Below are 17,890 nucleotides of genomic sequence, written 5' to 3'. Positions count from 1 at the left end.
ATAAAAACATCTTGCGCAACCGCGCCAGTGATTTGCGCAAAGCGGGCAGCGGATGCTGAATTAATCAGCATCCGCTGTGGTTCAGAACGATTGCAGTGCGGCAATCAGCCGGTCCAGCCCGTCATCCAGCTTGCTGCGCGGGCAGCCAGCGTTGAGACGCAGATAGCTGCGGCTGGCGCTGCCGTAAGTGCTGCCTGGCATAATCGCCACCTTATGCTGCTGGATCAGCCGCTGCTGCAGCGCGACGTCATCAATCGCCAGCGGCGCGGTGTCAATCCATGCCAGATAAGTGGCCTGCGGCGGTTGCCAGTTAAGCCCGGCAAACGCCGCGTTGAGCCGTTGCGCAATGTGCTGCATATTGGCACGCAGATAATCGCGCAGCGCGTCGAGCCAGGGTGCGCCGTGACGGTAGGCGGCAATGGTGGCAGCCAGCGCCATCACTGCCGGTGACGACAGCCCGTCCTGCTGCTTCAGCGCGTGAAACCACGCCTGGCGGTCGTCCGCGTCCGGGATAATACCCCAGGCGCCGGTCAGCGCCGGAATATTGAAGCTCTTCGAGGCCGAGGTAAACAGCGCCCAGCGGCCTTGTGCCACCTCGCACCACGGCGTGTGGCGCGCCTCGCTCAGCACCATATCCATATGGATTTCGTCGCTGATCACGCTCACGCCATGCCGTTCGCACAGTGCCGCCATCTGCTGCAGCTCTGCGCGCTGCCACACTTTGCCGGTGGGATTGTGCGGGCTGCACAGTAACATCACCTTACAGCGCGGCCGCGCCAGCAGGGTTTCCAGCTGAGCCATATCACAGCGCCATGTGTCGCCAGTGCGCTGCAACGGCAGTTCCAGCACCCTGCGCTGATTCCCGATGATTGTCTGGTAAAACGCATCATAGGCGGGCGTATGAATCAGCACTTCATCCTCCGCCTGCGTCCAGTGGCGCAGCAGCTGCGCCACCATATAAATCACCGACGGGCCATACACCAGCGACTCTGCCGCGATCTCGCTGGCAAAGCGGCTATGCATCCAGTGCTGCAGGGCGGAGAGGAAATCCTCGTGCTGCCAGCGGCTGTAGCCCAGCACGCCGTGATTCAGCCGCTGCTGCAACGCGTCAATGATGCAGGGAGCGGTGGCAAAATCCATGTCCGAGATGGTGAAGGGCAGCAGATCGGCCACGCCAAAGCGGTCGGCGACAAAGTCCCACTGCGTGCACCAGCTGCCGTGGCGATCCACCACCCGATTAAAATTAAACGCCTGCATGTTTACACCGTCGCGCTCATCAGATGGGCCATTTCATCTTTGACCGACTGCACCTGCGGGCCAATGACTACCTGCAGATTGGTCTGATTGAGGTGCACCACGCCGATGGCGCCGTTGGCTTTCAGCGCGGCATCGTCGACCTTGCTCATGTCGGCCACCGACAGGCGCAGGCGCGTCAGGCAGTTATCCAGCGAGGTGATGTTGTCAACGCCACCCAGCGCCGCGAGAATCGCTGGCGTGTTGTAGCCGGATTTGCCCACGCCGGCGCGGCTGACCTGCTGCTCAACGCGGCTGGTTTCTGCTTCGCGGCCTGGTGTTTTGATATTGAAGCGGGTGATGGCGAAACGGAAGATGGCGTAGTAACCCACAAACCATACGGCGGCAATCACCGGCACCCAGTACCATTTGGTAGAAAGGCCGTGCAGCACGCCAAACACAAAGAAGTCGATCACGTTACCGTCGGTATTACCGATGGTCACGCCAAGCATCGCCATCACGGTGAAGCCGAGACCGGTCAGCAGCGCGTGGATCAGGTACAGCACCGGTGCGACAAACAGGAACAGGAATTCGATCGGTTCAGTAGTGCCGCCAACCACGCAGGCAACCACGCCTGAAATCAGCAGGCCTTTAATTTTGTGACGGTTTTCCGGGCGTGCGCAGTGGTAAATAGCCAGCGCTGCCCCTGGCAGGCCGCCAAGGAATGCCGGCATTTTACCCTGCGACAGAAAGCGGGTGGCGCTTTCCGCGAACCCGTGAGTTTCCGGACACGCCAGCTGCGCCTGGAAGATGGTCAGCGCGCCGCTGACGCTGTGACCACACACCTCCATGGTGCCACCGGCATCGGTGAAGCGAATAATCGCCACCAGAATATGCTGCAGGCCAAACGGCAGCAGCAGACGTTCACCGGTGCCGAAGATCATCGGGCCGAATTCGCCTGCGCTGTTGATCATCCAGCCAAGACCGGTGATCGCGCGCGCAAAGAATGGCCAGATCAGCGGTACTACCAGCCCCAGCAGGCCCATCACCACGGTGGTGATAATCGGCACAAAGCGCGTGCCGCCGAAGAATGCCAGCGCATCCGGCAGGCGAATATTGTGGAAACGCTCGTGCAGCCAGAACACCACAATGCCGACAATCACCGCGCCGAGAATACCGGTGTCGATGGACTGAATGCCGAGAATGTTCTGCACGTTATTGGCTTTCAGCACCGCCGCATCGGTAGTCGGCAGAATCCCGTTGATGTTCAGCCAGAAGTTAACGCTGAGATTGAGCACCGCAAAGCCGACGAAGCCGGCAAATGCCGCCACGCCTTTGTTTTCCCGCGCCATGCCCAGCGGGATGGCGATGGCAAACATCACCGGCAAATAGCTAAAGGCAAAGGAGCCGATTTTCGCCATCCAGATAAACAGGTATTGCAGGAACGGCTGGTCGAGCAGCGGGATCAACGTCAGTACATCATGGCTGCTGAGTGAACTGCCGATGCTCAGCATGATGCCGCAAAACGACAGCAGCGCCACGGGTAGCATGAAGGTTTTCCCCAGGCTCTGGAAAAATTCCCAGAGCGACATTTTGGGTTGGCTGTGAGGCATAGTCTCTCCTGGCTAAAAAGTAACAAGCGGGTAAAGTGGTGGGGGATGATAAAACGTTTTATCACGGCTTTTTGTGGTGATAATCACAAAGCGTGACGAGCATCAGGCTTTATTTTTATGTGAATCAGTGTAACGTTTTACCTCTTTAAATTTTCCGGCAACGAATAGCGTCACACTATGTCCCAGCAAAAAATCACCATCCATGATGTCGCGCAGGCCGCTGGCGTATCGGTCAGCACGGTATCGCTGGTGCTGTCCGGCAAAGGGCGTATTTCACCCGCCACCGCCGCGCGGGTGAATCAGGCGATTGAGCAACTCGGCTATGTGCGTAACCGCTCGGCCTCCATGCTGCGCGGCGGTGAGAGCGGGGTGATTGGCCTGATCGTGCGCGATCTCAGCCAGCCCTTTTATGCGGCAATGACGGCGGGACTGAGTGAGGTGCTGGAGCAGCAGGGCAAAGTGCTGGTGCTGACGCAGAGTGGTCAGCACGGCCAGCATCTGCAGCGCTGTTTTGATTCGCTGGCGGCGCAGGGCGCCGATGGCATTGTGCTGGGCGGTGCGGTGGCGCAGGCGGAATCGCTGCGGCTGCAGGCGCAGGAGCAAAATATTGCACTGATCTGCGCCGCGCGCGCCAGCAGTCTGGAAAAGGTCGATTCGCTGCGTCCGGATAACAGCCAGGCGGCGCGGATGGCCACCGAGTATCTGATCAAACAGGGACATCAGCGCATAGCCTGGGTGGGCGGTCTGGGTTCGTCACTGACGCGCGCCGAACGTATCGGCGGCTATTGCGCCACGCTGCTGCAGTATGGTTTGCCGTTTCGCCCGGACTGGATTATTGAATGTGACGATCGCCAGCAGAGTGTCTCCGCGCTGACGCAGGCGCTGCTGCATCAGCATCCGCGTATTACTGCTATTCTGGCCCACAATGCCAGCACCACGCTCGGCTGCTATTTCGGCGCGCTGCGCAGCGGCCGCACCCTCGGGGAAGATGCCGTGGACAGTTACTACACCCAGCAGCTGGCGCTGGTCGGCTTCAACGACGATCCGCAGCCTGAGCTGAACGATCCGGCATTGACGTTTGTCAGCAGTGAAGCGCGCATCGTCGGGCGGCGCGCGGCAGAACGCATATTACAGCGCCTGGCGCAGCCACAGGCCGATGTGCAGACGTTAATCGTGCCGCCGCAGCTGGTGCAGGGCCGTTAAGCCTGTCGCCCGCCCGGCGTCAGATCATTACTCGCCGCGTTTCTGTTACCGCTGCTTGCCGATTTTCAGCCGGCCTGTGATCATCGTTTTGCTTATGCATGGCGGGCCAGCAGAAAATAAAGATTAAACTTCGGCATCAAATCCTGACACGAAATTGTCATAATATGGTCAGCGTTAAATAAAAATCAACGCGTTAGCCATTTTTCTGAATTACGCGAATTTTGTATTGATTAATATTCTTTACCGGCCGCGCCTGTATTTTATTCAGGCTGGCTGATGTTATTACCTGTCACAAAATGTGTATTTTCTTATTGTTTAGCGCGGGTTTACTTGCTCACTGGATTTGTGACAGGCGAGGAATATACTGCGAGCTATGCTTATTTTTCCTGTGCTGGGGCACGTATGAAAATAATCGTAAACGGGAAAGGTTATCCGGAAAAGAGAAATATCATCGTCAACGATTCACACCATTATCTCAATCTGAAATATAAAAATATCTGGTTTTATCGTAACGCCGTCAGACAGAAAATCCGCAAAGCCAATAAGTTGTTTATTTTCGCGCCGCTACCGTTCTCGGTGCCGGACGATGCGCAAATCATCCATCTTTTTAATGAAGTGGCCTGCACAAAAAAACGCTGGATGGCGACATTTGAAACCGAAATTCCGCGCGTGCTGCCGGTGCCGGGCATGGCCAAACTGCATAATCCACAATTGCAGAAACAACTCAAACTGATCGCGGCACCGCAGTGTACGGCGCTGCTGGCTATCTCCGACGCGACGAAAAAAATTCAAATCAAGCTGTTACAGGCGTTTCCGCAGCAGGCTGCAGCCATTTTGCCCAAACTGCACACCCTGCATCCGCCACAGGCAATTATCTGTGATCGGGTCAGGCCGGTGAATCAGGCGAAGCTGACGTTCAGCTTTGTCGGCAATGAGTTTTATCGTAAAGGTGGTGCGGAAGTGGTGCTGGCCTTTAGCGAGTTGCTGGCAGAAGGCATCATTCAACCCGACAGCGTGCAGGTGAATTTAACGGGCAACCTGAAGCATCGCTATAATATCGCGCACGGCGCGCAGCAGGATGACGCGCAATTTCATCAGCGGATTGAAGACCTGATTAATCAGCAGGCAATCTTCAGGCATGAAACATTTTTGCAAAATGATCGGCTGATGAAAATGCTCGAACAGACCGATGTGGGATTATTACCGACCTGGCAGGATACCTACGGCTTTTCAGTGCTGGAAATGCAGGCGTGCGGCTGTCCGGTTATTACCACCAATGTACGCGCACTGCCGGAAATAAACCCGGCTTCGGCCGGCTGGCTTATTGATTGTCCGTTGAATGATATGTTTGAAATCGCTATCGGTTCAGCGCAGGAGAAACAGGCGATCAGGGCCAGAATTATTGCGCAGCTCAAACAGATCATCACGCAGATGATGGCGCAGCGCGAGGCGATCAGCACCCGCTCGGCGCGGGCGCTGCAAAGAATTAAAGACCAGCACGATCCGGCGCGCTTTCGCGCCCGTCTCGACGCCTTTTATCAGCAGACAGCACAGGTGAATCGTGCCCCGGGCGTCAGCGCTAAAGAGATTTGACGCATTAATCACGCCGGGTGGAGGAAGCGGATCCCCGGTTATCGCCGGTGGCGCTGACGCAACGGCCAGCGCGCACGGCATTAGCGGGCTCTGGCCGTCAGACTAAAATAGGGATGTTTTCCTGCCAGCAGCAGCAAAAACTCATATTCTCCCTGACTGAGCGGCGACGGTTTTGCTGCGGACTCCTTCATCTGCCAGACCCGCAGGCTGAGGTCGAAGCGTTCAGCCGCGTGCAGTTGGGTCATGCCCGTGGCGATGCGTAAGTCACGCACATCAGTCTGAACCGGAACGATGTGCTGCAATGATTGATGGCTCATAAGTTCTTCTCTTTCTGTGGCCTGTCCCTGGCGGTATGGTTATCGGCTGCGAGCTATGCCGGGTCAGAGACGGCAAGCTTTTCTGTCGCGAAGCTGTCAATGGCTGAAACGGGGCGCTGACCGGCCAGCAGCGCGCTGTGCTGCGGGCTGTCAGAAAAGTTAAAATGACTGATCACCGCAGCCAGCGTTCCGGTACGGCCATTCAGGCTGCCGGCCGAGGCGGCAATCTCTTTCACCAGGGCGGCATTCTGCTGGGTAACGCGATCCAGATCGGTCACGGCCAGCGTAACCTGGGCAATGCCTTTGCTCTGTTCGTCTGACGCCAGCGCAATCTGGCCTATTAGCGAGGTGACTGCGGAAACGCTTTGCGTGGCGCTGTCCATGATGGCGCCGGCGCGCTGCGCGGTCTGCGCGCCCTCGCCAACGCGCGTCACGGTGCCATTAATCAGCCCTTCGATCTCCTTCGCGGCGCTGGCGCTGCGTTGTGCCAGCATGCGCACTTCAGCTGCCACCACGGCAAAGCCGCGTCCCTGCTCGCCGGCGCGGGCGGCTTCAACAGCCGCGTTCAGTGCCAGAATATTGGTCTGAAACGCGATGCTGTTAACCGTGGCGGTGAACTGACGGATTTTATCGGCTTCGGCGGCGATATCGGCCATCATCGCTGACACGCTTTTCACCAGCGCTTCGCCGTCGCGCGTGGTGCGCGCCGCATCCTCAGCCAGCTCGCGCGCTTCGCCGGCGCTGTGGGCATTTTTCTCTACGGTGGCGCTAAGCTGCTCCATGCTGGCCGAGGTCTGCTCGAGCGCAGCCGCCTGGCGGGTGGTGCGGTCGGACAGATCGGCGTTGCCGCTGGCGATATCCGCAGACTCTTTGCGCAGCACGTCGGTGTTGTCATGCACGGCGCGCACCGTGGTCAGCAGGCTCTGCTGCATCAGCCTGACCAGCGGAATCAGCTGACCCACACAGTTGCGGCCAAAATCCTGCGGTTCCCGCGTAAGATCGCCAGCGGCAATGCCGCGGAAATGTTCCCGCAGCGCCCCCAGCGGCCGTACAAGATGCGTGACCAGAAAACGGTCACAGAACAGCAGCAGCGCGAGCATCAGCAGTGCAGCAATGCCAAAGGCCATTTGCAGACGCTGGCGATCGGACTGGTCGGCATGGTTATTCGCTGCGATGTCGCGCTGCAGCAACTGCAGGCGCTCAGCCGCAGGCAGCGCAAAGTCAGCCGGCGATGCGGTGAGGGCGGTACGCAGCGGCGCCCAGTCGCTATCGACCGGGGCATCGGCCGCTACGGCCGCTTTTGCCGCCGTGGTTCCCGATGCCATCACTAAACTGGCGCGATTGAGAAACAGCAGCTGGCTGGTCAGTGTGGCGTTATGCAGTTCGCGCTGATGCATGTCGCGCAGCACTGTGCTGCCATAGATCCCGGCCAGCGCCACAATCAGCAGCGCCGCGACCAGGATGCACTGCACAACCCGGCGAATGGTGAAGTTTTTAAGAAATTGCATGGTGAGTTTCCCCGGTGTCGTTTAAGACACAATGGTGTCGAGCGTTATTATTTATTGTTCGCGATAATATCGCGTACTATGGTTTAGCGTTTTAAGCATGGCAGGGAATTCTGAAAAAGAAAATGAATCGTCGATAAAATATTTCTTTCCCGAAGACACGCCAGATTAATTTATAAAAGGGTTATTTCGCCGGGCCGCGGCAGTCAGGCTCGCCGGCGGATAAATAAACATTCATTGTTTTTGCCGTTTGCTGAAATTGAGCGTTCTGTGCCCGTTAATTTAGCTTAAGTCACGCCGTAATGATTAACAGCACTCCGCCTGCAACACGCTGGGCGTCAACAAATAATAAACGCTGCCGCGTTAACGCTAATTTCACCCGTGACCATCACCGATTATAAATTCACACTGTAAAGCACCGGACCCGTTGGACGTCCGGTTGGCGAACCGCCGTGCGGCTCGAGACTGATCGCCAGCGTAGCCTTAACCAGCGACTGCTGTTTCTCAATCGGATACTGCTGCGGCGCACTTCCGGTGACCAGACCGAGTGAAACTGGCGCCCGGCCAGGCGGAATCAGCCACAGTTCCAGACTCTGATCCGCCCTGACCGCGCTGACCTGCAGCGGCGCCAGACTAATCACGTCCTGCCGGCGGCTGGCGCTCACCACCCATTGCTGACTGTGTTGCGCATCGGTCAGCACCGCCAGCGGTGTCATCACCGGCTCGCGCAGCCAGTAAGCCGACAGCGCGAAGCCCAGCGCGACGCAGGCGGCAGCCAGCCACGGCAGCGTCCGGCGTGCGGGCGCGACGCGCTTGTCGGGCGGCAGGGAAAGGGCAATTTTTTTCCACAGCCTTTCCGGCGGTGTGACGGGCGGCTGAACCTGGTCGAGACCCGCCAGCAGCGTCTGCCAGCGGGCGACCTGCGCCGCCAGCACCGGCTCGGCCTGCAGTCTGCGCTGAAAGCGCAATCGCGCGCTGCCGCGCAGCGTGCCGAGGGCGTACTCCGCCGCCAGGGCGTCATCCCGCTGCACCTTGTCACTCATCGTCCAACACACTCCCGCAGATGGTCCAGGCCACGTCGAATCCAGCTTTTAACCGAGCCGACCGGCTGCTGCAGCCACCCGGCAATGTCGCTATGTGATAAGCCCTGATAATAGGCCAGCGCGATCGACTGGCGCTGTTCACTGCTCAAATGCTGCAGACAGTGGTGCAGGCGGGCAACCTCGCGATCGTGCTGCTCATCCAGACTGACGTCACCCGGCGTGCTGCTTAAATCGTCGAGCCAGGCTTCATCTGCATGGAATTGTCTGGCATAGCCGCTGCGCAGCCAGTCAATACAACGGTTGCGTACAATGTGCGTCATCCAGGTCAGGGGAGAACTGAGCGCGCTGTTAAATGACGCGGCGTTGTGCCAGACCGTGATGTAGCATTCGTGCAGAATCTCTTCCGCCCACGCCCGCTGGCGTAACATGCGCAGCGCTACCGCAAACAGATGCGGGGAAGTCAGCCGGTACAGCTGTTCAAAAGCCAGGCGATCGCGCTTCGCGACCGCCTGTATTAAGGCTATTTGTTGCTCAGCCTGAGAGGCGTCCATAATACTCCTGGCCGGTTTGTTTAACCTTACCGAGTATAGACAGTTATTCAGGCATTAAGACGGTATCAATAACGTCAATGACGCCATTTTTCTGGTTTACATCATAAGTGCTGATATTTGCCACATTACCCTGACCATCTTTCAGCTGAATATTGTGTGGCCCGTTGCTCATAATCCACAGCGGCTGACCATTCACCGTTTTCAATTCGGCTTTACCGCCACCCTGTTTAATTTTTTGCTCCAGCGCTTTCATATCATATTTACCGGCGACCACATGGTAGGTCAGCACGCTGGTGAGTTTGGCTTTGTTTTCCGGTTTGAGAAGTGCATCAACGGTGCCGGCAGGCAGTTTGGCAAAGGCGGCGTTAGTCGGCGCAAACACCGTAAACGGGCCTTTGCCCTGTAAGGTATCGACCAGACCCGCGGCTTTAACGGCGGCGACCAGCGTAGTGTGGTCCTTCGAGTTCAGGGCGTTTTCAATAATGTTTTTTTGTGGATACATTGCCGCGCCGCCTACCATCACCGAATCGGCGTGCATGGCCGCCATCGCAGCGTTCGCGCCAAGCAGGGCGGCAGACAGGACGGCATAACTGATTAACTTTTTCATCATATATCCTCATTGAAGGAGCAGAAGGGTGCTCACAAAGGGATATACGTACGGTGCGGCTGAACGGATGCAGAAAAGGGTGAAATTTTTTTGCCGGGGGAAAACGGCAGCCCGGAGCGGGCTGCCGCGGGGATTACTCTGGCATGCCTTCGCTGGTTGGCGCGCCTAACATGTAGCGCGACAGGAACTGCTCCAGCGTCATTTTGTCGCCATTCATGGTGACCTGACCGTTAGCGTATTGCAGGCTGGTGGTGATGTTATCGTCCTGCTGCTGCGTCAGGCGGAACATCTGGCCCATCGCCGCCAGGCCTTTCACCTGCTGATCGGCCAGCTTCTGCGCGTCATCACCCTGATAACCTTCCGCCAGCCCGACGTGACGCATCACTTCGGTCGCCATCGGCATATTGATGCTCAGCTTGCCGTCGAGCGTTTTCAGCACGCGATCCACGGCGGCACCCAGACTCTGCGGTTCACCGGTGACGGTCGCCGGATCGTTAAAACCGACGTTAAGGTTGAACGTGCTCTCGCCTTTGTCATTTTTCCAGCTCAGCGGTGCCACGCTCACGGTCGGTGAACCTTTCAGCAGGGTCGGCAGGTTATTTCTCAGAATGGTCTGCACGCTGGCCTGGTAGCGGATAGGATCGTCCACCACGCCAGGCTGGTTCAGCAGATCCTGCATCTGCGCATTGTACTGGTCAGAGAAGGTTTTCACCGCCTGAGCATCAAACTGCGCAAATTTCATCGCCAGTTTGGCTTCGCCGAACGGCTGTTTCTGCAGGCTGATGCTATCAACCTGATAATCAATCTGGCCGCCAATCTTACCGTCTTTGTTGTCGAACGAGGACTTCCCGTCCAGCTTCTCCAGCGTCAGGCCTTCCTGACCGTTAATGCTGGCATCGAGCTTATCCAGCGTGATGGTCTGGTCGCCGACGCGCACGCCTTCCGGACTCAGGTGGGTGTCACCGCCCAGCTTCAGACCATTAAGGGTAAACAGCACCGGCTGCTGCAGCTGGTTTTTGCTGGTGACGGCGATGCTGGAGAAGTCGCCCTGCAGACTCACTTTGTCGCCTTTGCTGTCCGCGCTGACGTTGAGCGTGCCGCCGTTGGTGGCGAGGCGATCACCGGTCTGCGCATTGCTGTAATCCACCGGCAGCAGGTGCAGCGCGGTATCGGTCGCGCCGCTGTAACCAACGCGGGTATCGGCATTAACCAGCGATTTGCCCTGAGTCAGTTCAAACAGTTTCTTCACCGCATCGGTGTTTTCCAGTTCGGTGTGCACCGAGGCCATGCTGGGGATCAGGTTGCCGCGTTTCAGCTGAGCAAACGGGAAAGGACCGTGGTCGATGGTTTCGTTGAGCACGATGCTTTGACCCGGCTTCAGCAGCGGATTGTCTTCGGTCTGCGAACTGGCCTGAATCACCAGTTTGGTTTTGCTGCTGAATACGCCACGCTGGTAATCCTGATAGCTGAGCGTCAGACGGCTATTCGGCGCGTACGCGTTGATCTGGCTGTTGGCATTTTGCAGCATCTCATCCATGTGGCTTTCCAGCTGTTTACCGGTAAACCACGCTGCGCCAGTCCAGATTACGCCGAGCGCCACAATCACACCTACGGCAACCTTGGTCTTTTTCATCGCTGAGTCGTCCTTATCCTTGCGTGCGCATACCGTTGGGCCGCGCGACGGGTGAAGAAAAACGCCCGCAGGCGTTTTTTAATTAATAGTTTGAAATAATAGCAGTTAATGCTGCAGGCGTCAGCCGCCTCACGTCAGCGCGTTGTACACCCGCGCCAGACGACCGGTCCCCGCCGCGCTCACCGGCGACTCGCTGGCTGCGACAAAGCAGGATTCGCCCGGTTGCAGTACCAGCTGCTGTCCGGCCTTTTCAATCACCGCCTGGCCTTCAATGCAGAACAGCAGGGCGGCACTGTGCTGTGCCAGCGTTTGCGGCGTGGCCGAGAGCGTATGGATGGCGAAGGCAAAATCCTCTACCGGAATCGGGAAGTTCAGGCTGTCGCCCTGCGTCTGCGGCTGCGTGAGCAGCGTCGCCGCCGGTTTGGCCTCGAACTTCAGGTTGGCCAGCAGTTCCGGAATATCAATGAATTTCGGCGTCAGGCCGGCGCGCAGCACGTTATCCGAATTGGCCATCACTTCCAGCGCCACGCCTTTCAGATAGGCATGCGGCGTTTCGGCGAACAGGAACATCGCCTCACCCGGTTGCAGGGTGATGACATTCAGCAGCAGCGGTGAGAACAGGCCATTATCGTCCGGATAGTCGCTGGCGATGGTTTTGATGGTCTGCCACGGTTCGCCTTCGCGCGCGTTCAGCGCGGATTTCAGCACGCCGAGCGCGCGGGTTTTGCTCTCGTCTTTCAGCGACAGCAGGGTAGCGAACAGTTTAGCCAGCGCGGCTTCGCTGGCGTTTTCGAGGAAATGGGCGATCTGCGGATGCGCGCCCGCGACCGGCTCCAGCAGCGAGACAATCTCCGGCAGTTCGCGAAAGCCGTTCATCGCCTGGAACGGCGTCAGGGCATAGACCAGCTCGGGCTTGTGGTTAGCATCTTTATAGTTGCGCTCGGCGGCGCTGAGCGGAATGCCCGCCGCGTTTTCACGCGCGAAACCGGCTTCAGCGGCAGTTTTACTGGGATGCACCTGAATCGATAACGGCTGATCGGCGCACAGCACTTTAAACAGAAACGGCAGCTCACCGAAACGCTGCGCTACCGCAGCGCCCAGCGTCGCGACCTGATCGTCATTGATCACGTCACGCAGCGAACGGGTGACGCCATTCACTTCAACGGTAGAGGGGCTTTTGGGGTGCGCGCCCATCCATAATTCCGCCATCGGCAATCCCTGCGGGTTTTCGATGCCGTAGAGTTCGGTCAGCGCGGTTTTGCTGCCCCATGCATAATTTTGCAGCGAATTGTTCAATTTTTGCATCGTTTACCCTTAATAACGGTAAGTAAATAAGCGTATTAAAGCAGAAAGTGCCATAGAAAATACACGAACAAGTGCAATAAACGCGATGGGCTCGCATAATGTTAATTTCTTGTATGTGACAATCTTGCTCGCTCTAAGGCGTCGCGGGAAGACGACTTAGGCGGAAACCTCAAAATCTGAGCTAAGGAGACGTAGTCATGGCAGCCAACCGCATTGAAAAAGATTCAATGGGTCCGATCGAAGTTCCGGCAGATAAGTTGTGGGGCGCACAAACGCAGCGTTCGCTGGAGCACTTCCGCATCTCCACCGAGAAGATGCCCGTGGCGCTGGTGCATGCGCTGGCGCTGACCAAGCGCGCCGCCGCCCAGGTTAACCGCGATCTGGGGCTGCTGCCGGCTGAACGGGCCGGGGCGATTATCGACGCCGCTGACGAGGTGCTGGCCGACCAGCACAGCGACGAGTTCCCGCTGGCCATCTGGCAGACCGGCTCCGGCACCCAGACCAACATGAACATGAATGAAGTGCTGGCGAACCGCGCCAGCGAACTGCTGGGCGGCGAGCGCGGCATGTCGCGCAAAGTGCATCCGAATGATGATGTTAACAAGAGCCAGAGCTCCAACGATGTGTTCCCGACGGCGATGCACGTTGCCGCGGTGATTGCGCTGCGCGAACAGCTGATCCCGCAAATTGAGGTGCTGAAAAACACCCTGAGCGAGAAGTCCGCCGCGTTTAAAGACATCGTTAAAATTGGTCGTACCCACCTGCAGGACGCCACACCGCTGACGCTCGGCCAGGAGATTTCCGGCTGGGTTGCCATGCTGGAGCACAATCTGAAGCACATCGAACACAGTATTCCGCACGTCGCCGAGCTGGCGCTGGGCGGCACGGCGGTCGGTACCGGCCTGAATACCCATCCGGAATATGCGGTGCGCGTGGCGAAAGCGCTGGCCGACCTGACGCAGCAACCTTTTGTCACCGCGCCCAACAAGTTTGAAGCGCTGGCGACCTGCGACGCGCTGGTGCATGCGCACGGCGCGCTGAAAGGCCTGGCCGCCTCGCTGATGAAAATCGCTAACGACGTGCGCTGGCTGTCGTCCGGTCCGCGTTGCGGTATCGGTGAAATCAGCATCCCGGAAAATGAGCCCGGCAGCTCGATCATGCCAGGCAAAGTCAATCCTACCCAGTGTGAAGCGCTGACCATGCTGTGCTGCCAGGTGATGGGCAATGACGTGGCGGTGAACATGGGCGGTGCATCCGGTAACTTCGAACTCAACGTCTACCGGCCAATGGTGATCCACAACTTCCTGCAGTCGGTACGGCTGCTGGCCGACGGCATGGACAGCTTCAATCACCATTGCGCGGTGGGCATTGAGCCCAACCGCGAGCGCATCGATCAGCTGCTCAACGAGTCGCTGATGCTGGTTACCGCGCTGAATACTCATATCGGCTATGACAAAGCGGCGGAAATTGCCAAGCAGGCGCACAAGCAGGGGCTGACGCTGAAAGCCTCGGCGCTGAAGCTCGGCTACCTGACCGAAGCGCAGTTTGACGAATGGGTGCGGCCGGAAGAGATGGTTGGCAGCATGAAGCAATAGCTTTACTGCCGGACACTACAGCGCGACCTGTCGCGCTGTTTTTTTGCCTTACAGACGGTCACTCCATAAATGCAGCCGCGGGATGATCAGATGCAGCGGCTGCGCCAGCGGCTTGTAACGGTGCGCGATGTTTTCAGCATCGTAATCCAGCAGTTCACCCAGCGTCGGCACCTGCGTACGATCGCGGCACAACACCAGCAGCGGCGAAGGGCAGGCCAGCTGCAGCTGTTTTTTCTCGCTGGCGCGCCACAGCCGCGCGATAGGTTGCACTTTAACCGGCCGCTTGATCTTCAGTTGCGCGCCGTCCGGCAATGACCGCACCCGCTCCAGCTCCTGCTGCACTTTCTCTGCCCACTGTTCGCGCGTCCACGGTGCCTGCGCGCGGTTCGCCTTCAGGCTGCGCTCCAGCTGCCCGACGATAGCCTCGCGCGTCACCTTCTTGATGATGTTTTTATTCGCCCAGCCAAAACGCAGCGTATCCGGCGCCTGCAGTAGCGTGACGCTGCGGTAGGCGTTGAGCGTGATCAGGCCACGCAGATGCTGGTGCACAAACTCAAAACGCGCCTCGCTCGGCAGGCCGGAGTCGACGGTGATCAATTGCTCCAGCCGCTGTTTAAGGGTGTTGATGGTCGTGACCTGCTGCTCCAGTCGCTGGCTGGCCGCCTCATCCGCCTCAATGCAGAGGGCGCCAGGCAGACGCACCGCCGCTTTGGTGCTGAGTTTTTCCGACTGATGCTGCATAAACAGGCGACAATAGTGGGCGAGGGCCAGTTCGCGCGCGCGTTTACCGAGATGCTGGGTCACCGCGATGCGGTTGATTTCATCATGCTCTTTGCCTTTCTCGATATCCGGCAGGCTGAATACGCGCGCCAGCAACAGCGGCTGCTGTTCAACCGACGCCCGCAGTGCAGTAAGTTCGCGCTCCAGCGTATTCACGCATTCGTGTAAATCAGCCACCAAATCATAGCGAGCCATCGCGGTTCTCCATAGTTACAACATACCTAAGGGTGGCACTGAATGACGCGGCGAGCAAGCAGGCATTCTAGTTACAACATACTATAATAGGGTTTATCCATCCAGTCGCTGAAACCCCGGCGTGGAATTCGGCTCAACAGGACGCGCGGGCATTTTTCCTGCCGGATGAACATGCTATAACCGTGATTTACCTGTTAACGGATATTAGCTGTGGAGTATCAGCCAAAACCGGGCGCGCCCGCTATCGTCACGCTCGGCGCCGTGCAGATCCTGTCATGGGGCGGATCGTTTTATCTGATGGCCGTGATGGCTAACCCGATCATCGCGGAAACCGGCTGGTCGCAGCAGTGGGTGTATGGCGCACTTTCGCTCGGCATTCTGGTCTCCGGCCTGCTGGCACCGCTGTGCGGCCGGCTGATTGCCCGCGCACAGGGTCGCCGGCTGCTGGCGGCGAGCGGGGCGCTGATGGCGCTAGGGCTGGTTATCATGGCGCTGAGCCACAATTTGCCGCTATTTCTGTTCGCCTGGCTGATTATCGGCGCGGGCATGGCGATGGGCCTGTATGACGCGCTGTTCGCCACGCTGGGCACCTTATATGGCGGCCAGGCGCGTGGCGCGATTACCGGTATTACGCTGATCTCAGGATTCTGTACCTCACTGGTGTGGCCCGGCATCGCGTTGCTGATCCACTGGCTGGAGTGGCGCGGCGCCTGTCTGGCCATTGCCGCGCTGCTGTGCCTGGCGGTGCTGCCGGCTTACCTGTATGCGCTACCGGCGCCGCGCACGCCATCCATACCAAAAGCCACGCAACAGCATACCGCACAGAATTCGCTGGCCCCCACGCTGTTCTGGCTGCTGTGCAGCATCTTTACCCTCGCGTCGGTGATCATGACGGCGATATCGGTGCAGTTGATTACTCTGCTGCAGGCGAGCGGGCATTCGCTGAGCGCCGCGCTGGCGATCAGCACGCTGCTGGGGCCGTGCCAGGTGGCGTCGCGCATTGTCGATATGGCGTTCAAACGCGGCCATCCCATCTGGACCACTTTCTTCTCGGTCGGACTGGTGGCGCTGGGATTACTGCTGCTGGCCTGTTATCCCGCGTGGGCGCTGGTGAGTATGGTGCTGTACGGTGCAGGAAATGGCTTGCGGGCTATCGTGCGCGGTACGTTGCCGCTGGCGATGGTAAAACCGGAAGAGTACGCCATTGTGGTTGGCCGCATGGCGCGACCGGCGCTGATTGGTCAGGCGCTCACGCCGCTGATTGGCGGCTATATTTTCCAGCATTCCGGCGCGCAGGCTACGCTGTGGCTGTTATGCGGGCTGGCGCTCATCAACGTGCTTTTGGTGGTGGTGCTGAAGCGGAAATTGCCGGCAGGCGCTCCGGAATCCGCAGGGTGAAATCGCCACTGACGGCTAACGGGCAGAGATGGCCGCTGCTGCGCTTTAGTGGCGATCCGTCAGATATTGCAGCAGGCAACACAACGCGCTTAACAGCAGAGTGCAGCCAGCCGAGACAACGAAAGGCAGGGGTGCCATTCGTACGCATTGCCATAAGGTTGGCGCGTTCAGGCAGCTGGTTGCCGCCGTGATGATGCCCACCGTCAGCGGGAGAACGGTCAGCAATAACGCGCCGACGACCGGGGATAATACAGACATTATTTCGCGCCTCGAAAATAGTAACGGCGCGCATTTTGTGCAAAAAATAGCAAGGGAATCATGACCCTGATCAATATTATTCCTTTCAGAAACCGGTTAATCGACCCTGACGTAGCCCCTTCGCCGGTGTGTTTTTGTTTCTTACACAGAAACAATGGCTTGTCTGAAGGTCGGTTGCGCACACGGCGCGACACCCGTGCAGAAATAATCGTCCCTTTGTCACAACGTCCTTCATCAGCCCGCAGCTACAGCGGTGGGGGCAAAAAAGTGACACGTCGCGCATATTGTTGCGCAAGGCTCAGAGTGCTAAAGCGGTCAGCGGCAGGTCATGTTGAAATATTTTTATCTAAATTCAATACTTTAATTCGATATCAAGGCGGGTAATAGCGCAGGTTAGTCACGGGCGGAAAGCATTTTCGGTATTCTAAAAAGCAACAGTGTTTGTTATATTTATTGCTCATTGATTATTCACTGCCGCGGTATAAAAACAAGAAAATAGGCCGCAACTCAGGAAACAGAAATGCTAGATTACCGCTTCCCGACAGCTTTGCAGATGGTTTTGAGCGTAGCGATGGCGGAGCAATTGGGGAAACGCTCGACCAGTGCCATTCTGGCGTACGGTCTTGAAGCGAACCCCAGTTTCATTCGGAAACTCATGGTTCCGTTAACGCGCGATGGCATCATTGTCTCGACGCTTGGCCGTACCGGCTCGATCCATCTGGGTCGTCCGGCCGCTGAGATCACGCTGCGCGATATCTACACTTCAGTGATTGAAGACAAAAAACTGTGGGCGTCGCGCCCCGATGTCGCACCGCGCTGCCTGGTCAGCGCCAACCTGTGCTGGTACTTCAAATCGATCGCGGAGCAAGCGGAAGAGGCGTCGCTTAAAGTGCTGGAAACCCGCACCGTCGCCGATGCCCTTAACGAGCTGAAAAAGCACGATACCAGCAACTGCGAACCGCTGCCTGACCTCGAAATCGCCGAACTCTGCAAAAAAGACCGCTAACCTCCCGTGCGCATCGCTGATGCGCACTTTTCCATTCCGCTTCTGTACGCACAAT

General features: G+C 57.9%; 16 protein-coding genes. 5 read left to right on the top strand and 11 right to left on the bottom strand.

Features of this window, described 5'->3' with window-relative positions:
- Positions 1–81 precede the first annotated feature (81 nt).
- The gene (locus C1Y43_RS01370) at positions 82–1,257 is read right to left on the bottom strand and encodes a MalY/PatB family protein (RefSeq protein ID WP_104186749.1); all 1,176 of its coding nucleotides are present in this window, start codon (positions 1,255–1,257) and stop codon (positions 82–84) included.
- Between the two features lie 2 nt (positions 1,258–1,259).
- Positions 1,260–2,846, bottom strand: coding sequence for a maltose/glucose-specific PTS transporter subunit IIBC (gene malX, locus C1Y43_RS01365; protein WP_104186747.1), 1,587 nt, complete (start codon positions 2,844–2,846; stop codon positions 1,260–1,262).
- Positions 2,847–3,023: 177 nt separating this feature from the next.
- On the opposite strand from malX, the gene malI reads away from it, so the two are divergent.
- Both malI and C1Y43_RS01355 read left to right on the top strand, forming a co-directional pair.
- A complete protein-coding gene (gene malI, locus C1Y43_RS01360) occupies positions 3,024–4,049 on the top strand; it encodes a Mal regulon transcriptional regulator MalI (protein WP_031279152.1) in 1,026 nt (341 codons plus the stop codon).
- Positions 4,050–4,451: 402 nt separating this feature from the next.
- Entirely contained in the window at positions 4,452–5,642 is a 1,191-nt protein-coding gene (locus C1Y43_RS01355; RefSeq protein ID WP_104186745.1) for a glycosyltransferase, read from the top strand.
- Between the two features lie 80 nt (positions 5,643–5,722).
- On the opposite strand, the gene C1Y43_RS01345 is transcribed toward C1Y43_RS01355, so the two are convergent.
- The 7 genes from C1Y43_RS01345 to manA form a co-directional block, all read right to left on the bottom strand.
- Positions 5,723–5,959 (bottom strand): hypothetical protein, encoded by a 237-nt coding sequence (locus C1Y43_RS01345; protein WP_021506169.1) that lies wholly within the window; start codon positions 5,957–5,959, stop codon positions 5,723–5,725.
- Positions 5,960–6,012: 53 nt separating this feature from the next.
- Positions 6,013–7,467: a methyl-accepting chemotaxis protein gene (locus C1Y43_RS01340; protein ID WP_233209788.1), complete on the bottom strand. Its 1,455-nt coding sequence runs from the start codon at positions 7,465–7,467 to the stop codon at positions 6,013–6,015.
- A 392-nt stretch (positions 7,468–7,859) separates the two neighbouring features.
- Entirely contained in the window at positions 7,860–8,507 is a 648-nt protein-coding gene (locus C1Y43_RS01335) for an anti-sigma factor domain-containing protein (RefSeq protein ID WP_104186743.1), read from the bottom strand.
- Positions 8,504–9,058 carry a sigma-70 family RNA polymerase sigma factor gene (locus C1Y43_RS01330; RefSeq protein ID WP_021506166.1) on the bottom strand — a complete coding sequence of 185 codons (555 nt, stop codon included), beginning with the start codon at positions 9,056–9,058 and terminating at the stop codon, positions 8,504–8,506. Before C1Y43_RS01330 ends, C1Y43_RS01335 begins: the two co-directional genes overlap by 4 nt.
- A gap of 43 nt (positions 9,059–9,101) precedes the next feature.
- The gene (locus C1Y43_RS01325) at positions 9,102–9,665 is read right to left on the bottom strand and encodes a fasciclin domain-containing protein (RefSeq protein ID WP_031279149.1); all 564 of its coding nucleotides are present in this window, start codon (positions 9,663–9,665) and stop codon (positions 9,102–9,104) included.
- Positions 9,666–9,798: 133 nt separating this feature from the next.
- Positions 9,799–11,298 carry a YdgA family protein gene (locus C1Y43_RS01320; protein WP_058769727.1) on the bottom strand — a complete coding sequence of 500 codons (1,500 nt, stop codon included), beginning with the start codon at positions 11,296–11,298 and terminating at the stop codon, positions 9,799–9,801.
- 129 nt (positions 11,299–11,427) lie between these two features.
- Positions 11,428–12,603: a mannose-6-phosphate isomerase gene (manA, locus tag C1Y43_RS01315; protein ID WP_104186741.1), complete on the bottom strand. Its 1,176-nt coding sequence runs from the start codon at positions 12,601–12,603 to the stop codon at positions 11,428–11,430.
- Positions 12,604–12,800: 197 nt separating this feature from the next.
- On the opposite strand from manA, the gene fumC reads away from it, so the two are divergent.
- Positions 12,801–14,198: a class II fumarate hydratase gene (gene fumC / locus C1Y43_RS01310; RefSeq protein WP_058758471.1), complete on the top strand. Its 1,398-nt coding sequence runs from the start codon at positions 12,801–12,803 to the stop codon at positions 14,196–14,198.
- 48 nt (positions 14,199–14,246) lie between these two features.
- Here fumC and tus read toward each other — a convergent pair whose 3' ends face one another.
- Positions 14,247–15,173 carry a DNA replication terminus site-binding protein gene (tus, locus tag C1Y43_RS01305; RefSeq protein ID WP_104186739.1) on the bottom strand — a complete coding sequence of 309 codons (927 nt, stop codon included), beginning with the start codon at positions 15,171–15,173 and terminating at the stop codon, positions 14,247–14,249.
- 210 nt (positions 15,174–15,383) lie between these two features.
- Between tus and C1Y43_RS01300 the strand changes: the two genes are divergently transcribed.
- On the top strand, positions 15,384–16,571 hold the full coding sequence (locus C1Y43_RS01300; RefSeq protein ID WP_104186737.1) for an MFS transporter: 1,188 nt from the start codon (positions 15,384–15,386) through the stop codon (positions 16,569–16,571).
- A gap of 45 nt (positions 16,572–16,616) precedes the next feature.
- On the opposite strand, the gene C1Y43_RS23560 is transcribed toward C1Y43_RS01300, so the two are convergent.
- Positions 16,617–16,829: a hypothetical protein gene (locus C1Y43_RS23560; RefSeq protein WP_088515833.1), complete on the bottom strand. Its 213-nt coding sequence runs from the start codon at positions 16,827–16,829 to the stop codon at positions 16,617–16,619.
- A gap of 520 nt (positions 16,830–17,349) precedes the next feature.
- On the opposite strand from C1Y43_RS23560, the gene C1Y43_RS01295 reads away from it, so the two are divergent.
- The gene (locus C1Y43_RS01295) at positions 17,350–17,835 is read left to right on the top strand and encodes an Rrf2 family transcriptional regulator (RefSeq protein ID WP_031279147.1); all 486 of its coding nucleotides are present in this window, start codon (positions 17,350–17,352) and stop codon (positions 17,833–17,835) included.
- Positions 17,836–17,890: the final 55 nt, after the last annotated feature.

Source organism: Pantoea sp. ICBG 828 (genome assembly GCF_002928355.1).
Taxonomy (GTDB): Bacteria; Pseudomonadota; Gammaproteobacteria; order Enterobacterales; family Enterobacteriaceae; genus Pantoea; species Pantoea dispersa.
The sequence above is the reverse complement of the archived record's forward strand: the minus strand, read 5'-3'. Positions and strand labels throughout refer to the sequence as shown.

What these genes read in the sequence shown, in the direction of transcription:
- C1Y43_RS01370 (WP_104186749.1), bottom strand. Translation starts at nt 1,257, where the DNA reads ATGCAGGCGTTTAATTTTAATCGGGTGGTGGATCGCCACGGCAGCTGG.
- malX (WP_104186747.1), bottom strand. Translation starts at nt 2,846, where the DNA reads ATGCCTCACAGCCAACCCAAAATGTCGCTCTGGGAATTTTTCCAGAGC.
- malI (WP_031279152.1), top strand. Translation starts at nt 3,024, where the DNA reads ATGTCCCAGCAAAAAATCACCATCCATGATGTCGCGCAGGCCGCTGGC.
- C1Y43_RS01355 (WP_104186745.1), top strand. Translation starts at nt 4,452, where the DNA reads ATGAAAATAATCGTAAACGGGAAAGGTTATCCGGAAAAGAGAAATATC.
- C1Y43_RS01345 (WP_021506169.1), bottom strand. Translation starts at nt 5,959, where the DNA reads ATGAGCCATCAATCATTGCAGCACATCGTTCCGGTTCAGACTGATGTG.
- C1Y43_RS01340 (WP_233209788.1), bottom strand. Translation starts at nt 7,467, where the DNA reads ATGCAATTTCTTAAAAACTTCACCATTCGCCGGGTTGTGCAGTGCATC.
- C1Y43_RS01335 (WP_104186743.1), bottom strand. Translation starts at nt 8,507, where the DNA reads ATGAGTGACAAGGTGCAGCGGGATGACGCCCTGGCGGCGGAGTACGCC.
- C1Y43_RS01330 (WP_021506166.1), bottom strand. Translation starts at nt 9,058, where the DNA reads ATGGACGCCTCTCAGGCTGAGCAACAAATAGCCTTAATACAGGCGGTC.
- C1Y43_RS01325 (WP_031279149.1), bottom strand. Translation starts at nt 9,665, where the DNA reads ATGAAAAAGTTAATCAGTTATGCCGTCCTGTCTGCCGCCCTGCTTGGC.
- C1Y43_RS01320 (WP_058769727.1), bottom strand. Translation starts at nt 11,298, where the DNA reads ATGAAAAAGACCAAGGTTGCCGTAGGTGTGATTGTGGCGCTCGGCGTA.
- manA (WP_104186741.1), bottom strand. Translation starts at nt 12,603, where the DNA reads ATGCAAAAATTGAACAATTCGCTGCAAAATTATGCATGGGGCAGCAAA.
- fumC (WP_058758471.1), top strand. Translation starts at nt 12,801, where the DNA reads ATGGCAGCCAACCGCATTGAAAAAGATTCAATGGGTCCGATCGAAGTT.
- tus (WP_104186739.1), bottom strand. Translation starts at nt 15,173, where the DNA reads ATGGCTCGCTATGATTTGGTGGCTGATTTACACGAATGCGTGAATACG.
- C1Y43_RS23560 (WP_088515833.1), bottom strand. Translation starts at nt 16,829, where the DNA reads ATGTCTGTATTATCCCCGGTCGTCGGCGCGTTATTGCTGACCGTTCTC.
- C1Y43_RS01295 (WP_031279147.1), top strand. Translation starts at nt 17,350, where the DNA reads ATGCTAGATTACCGCTTCCCGACAGCTTTGCAGATGGTTTTGAGCGTA.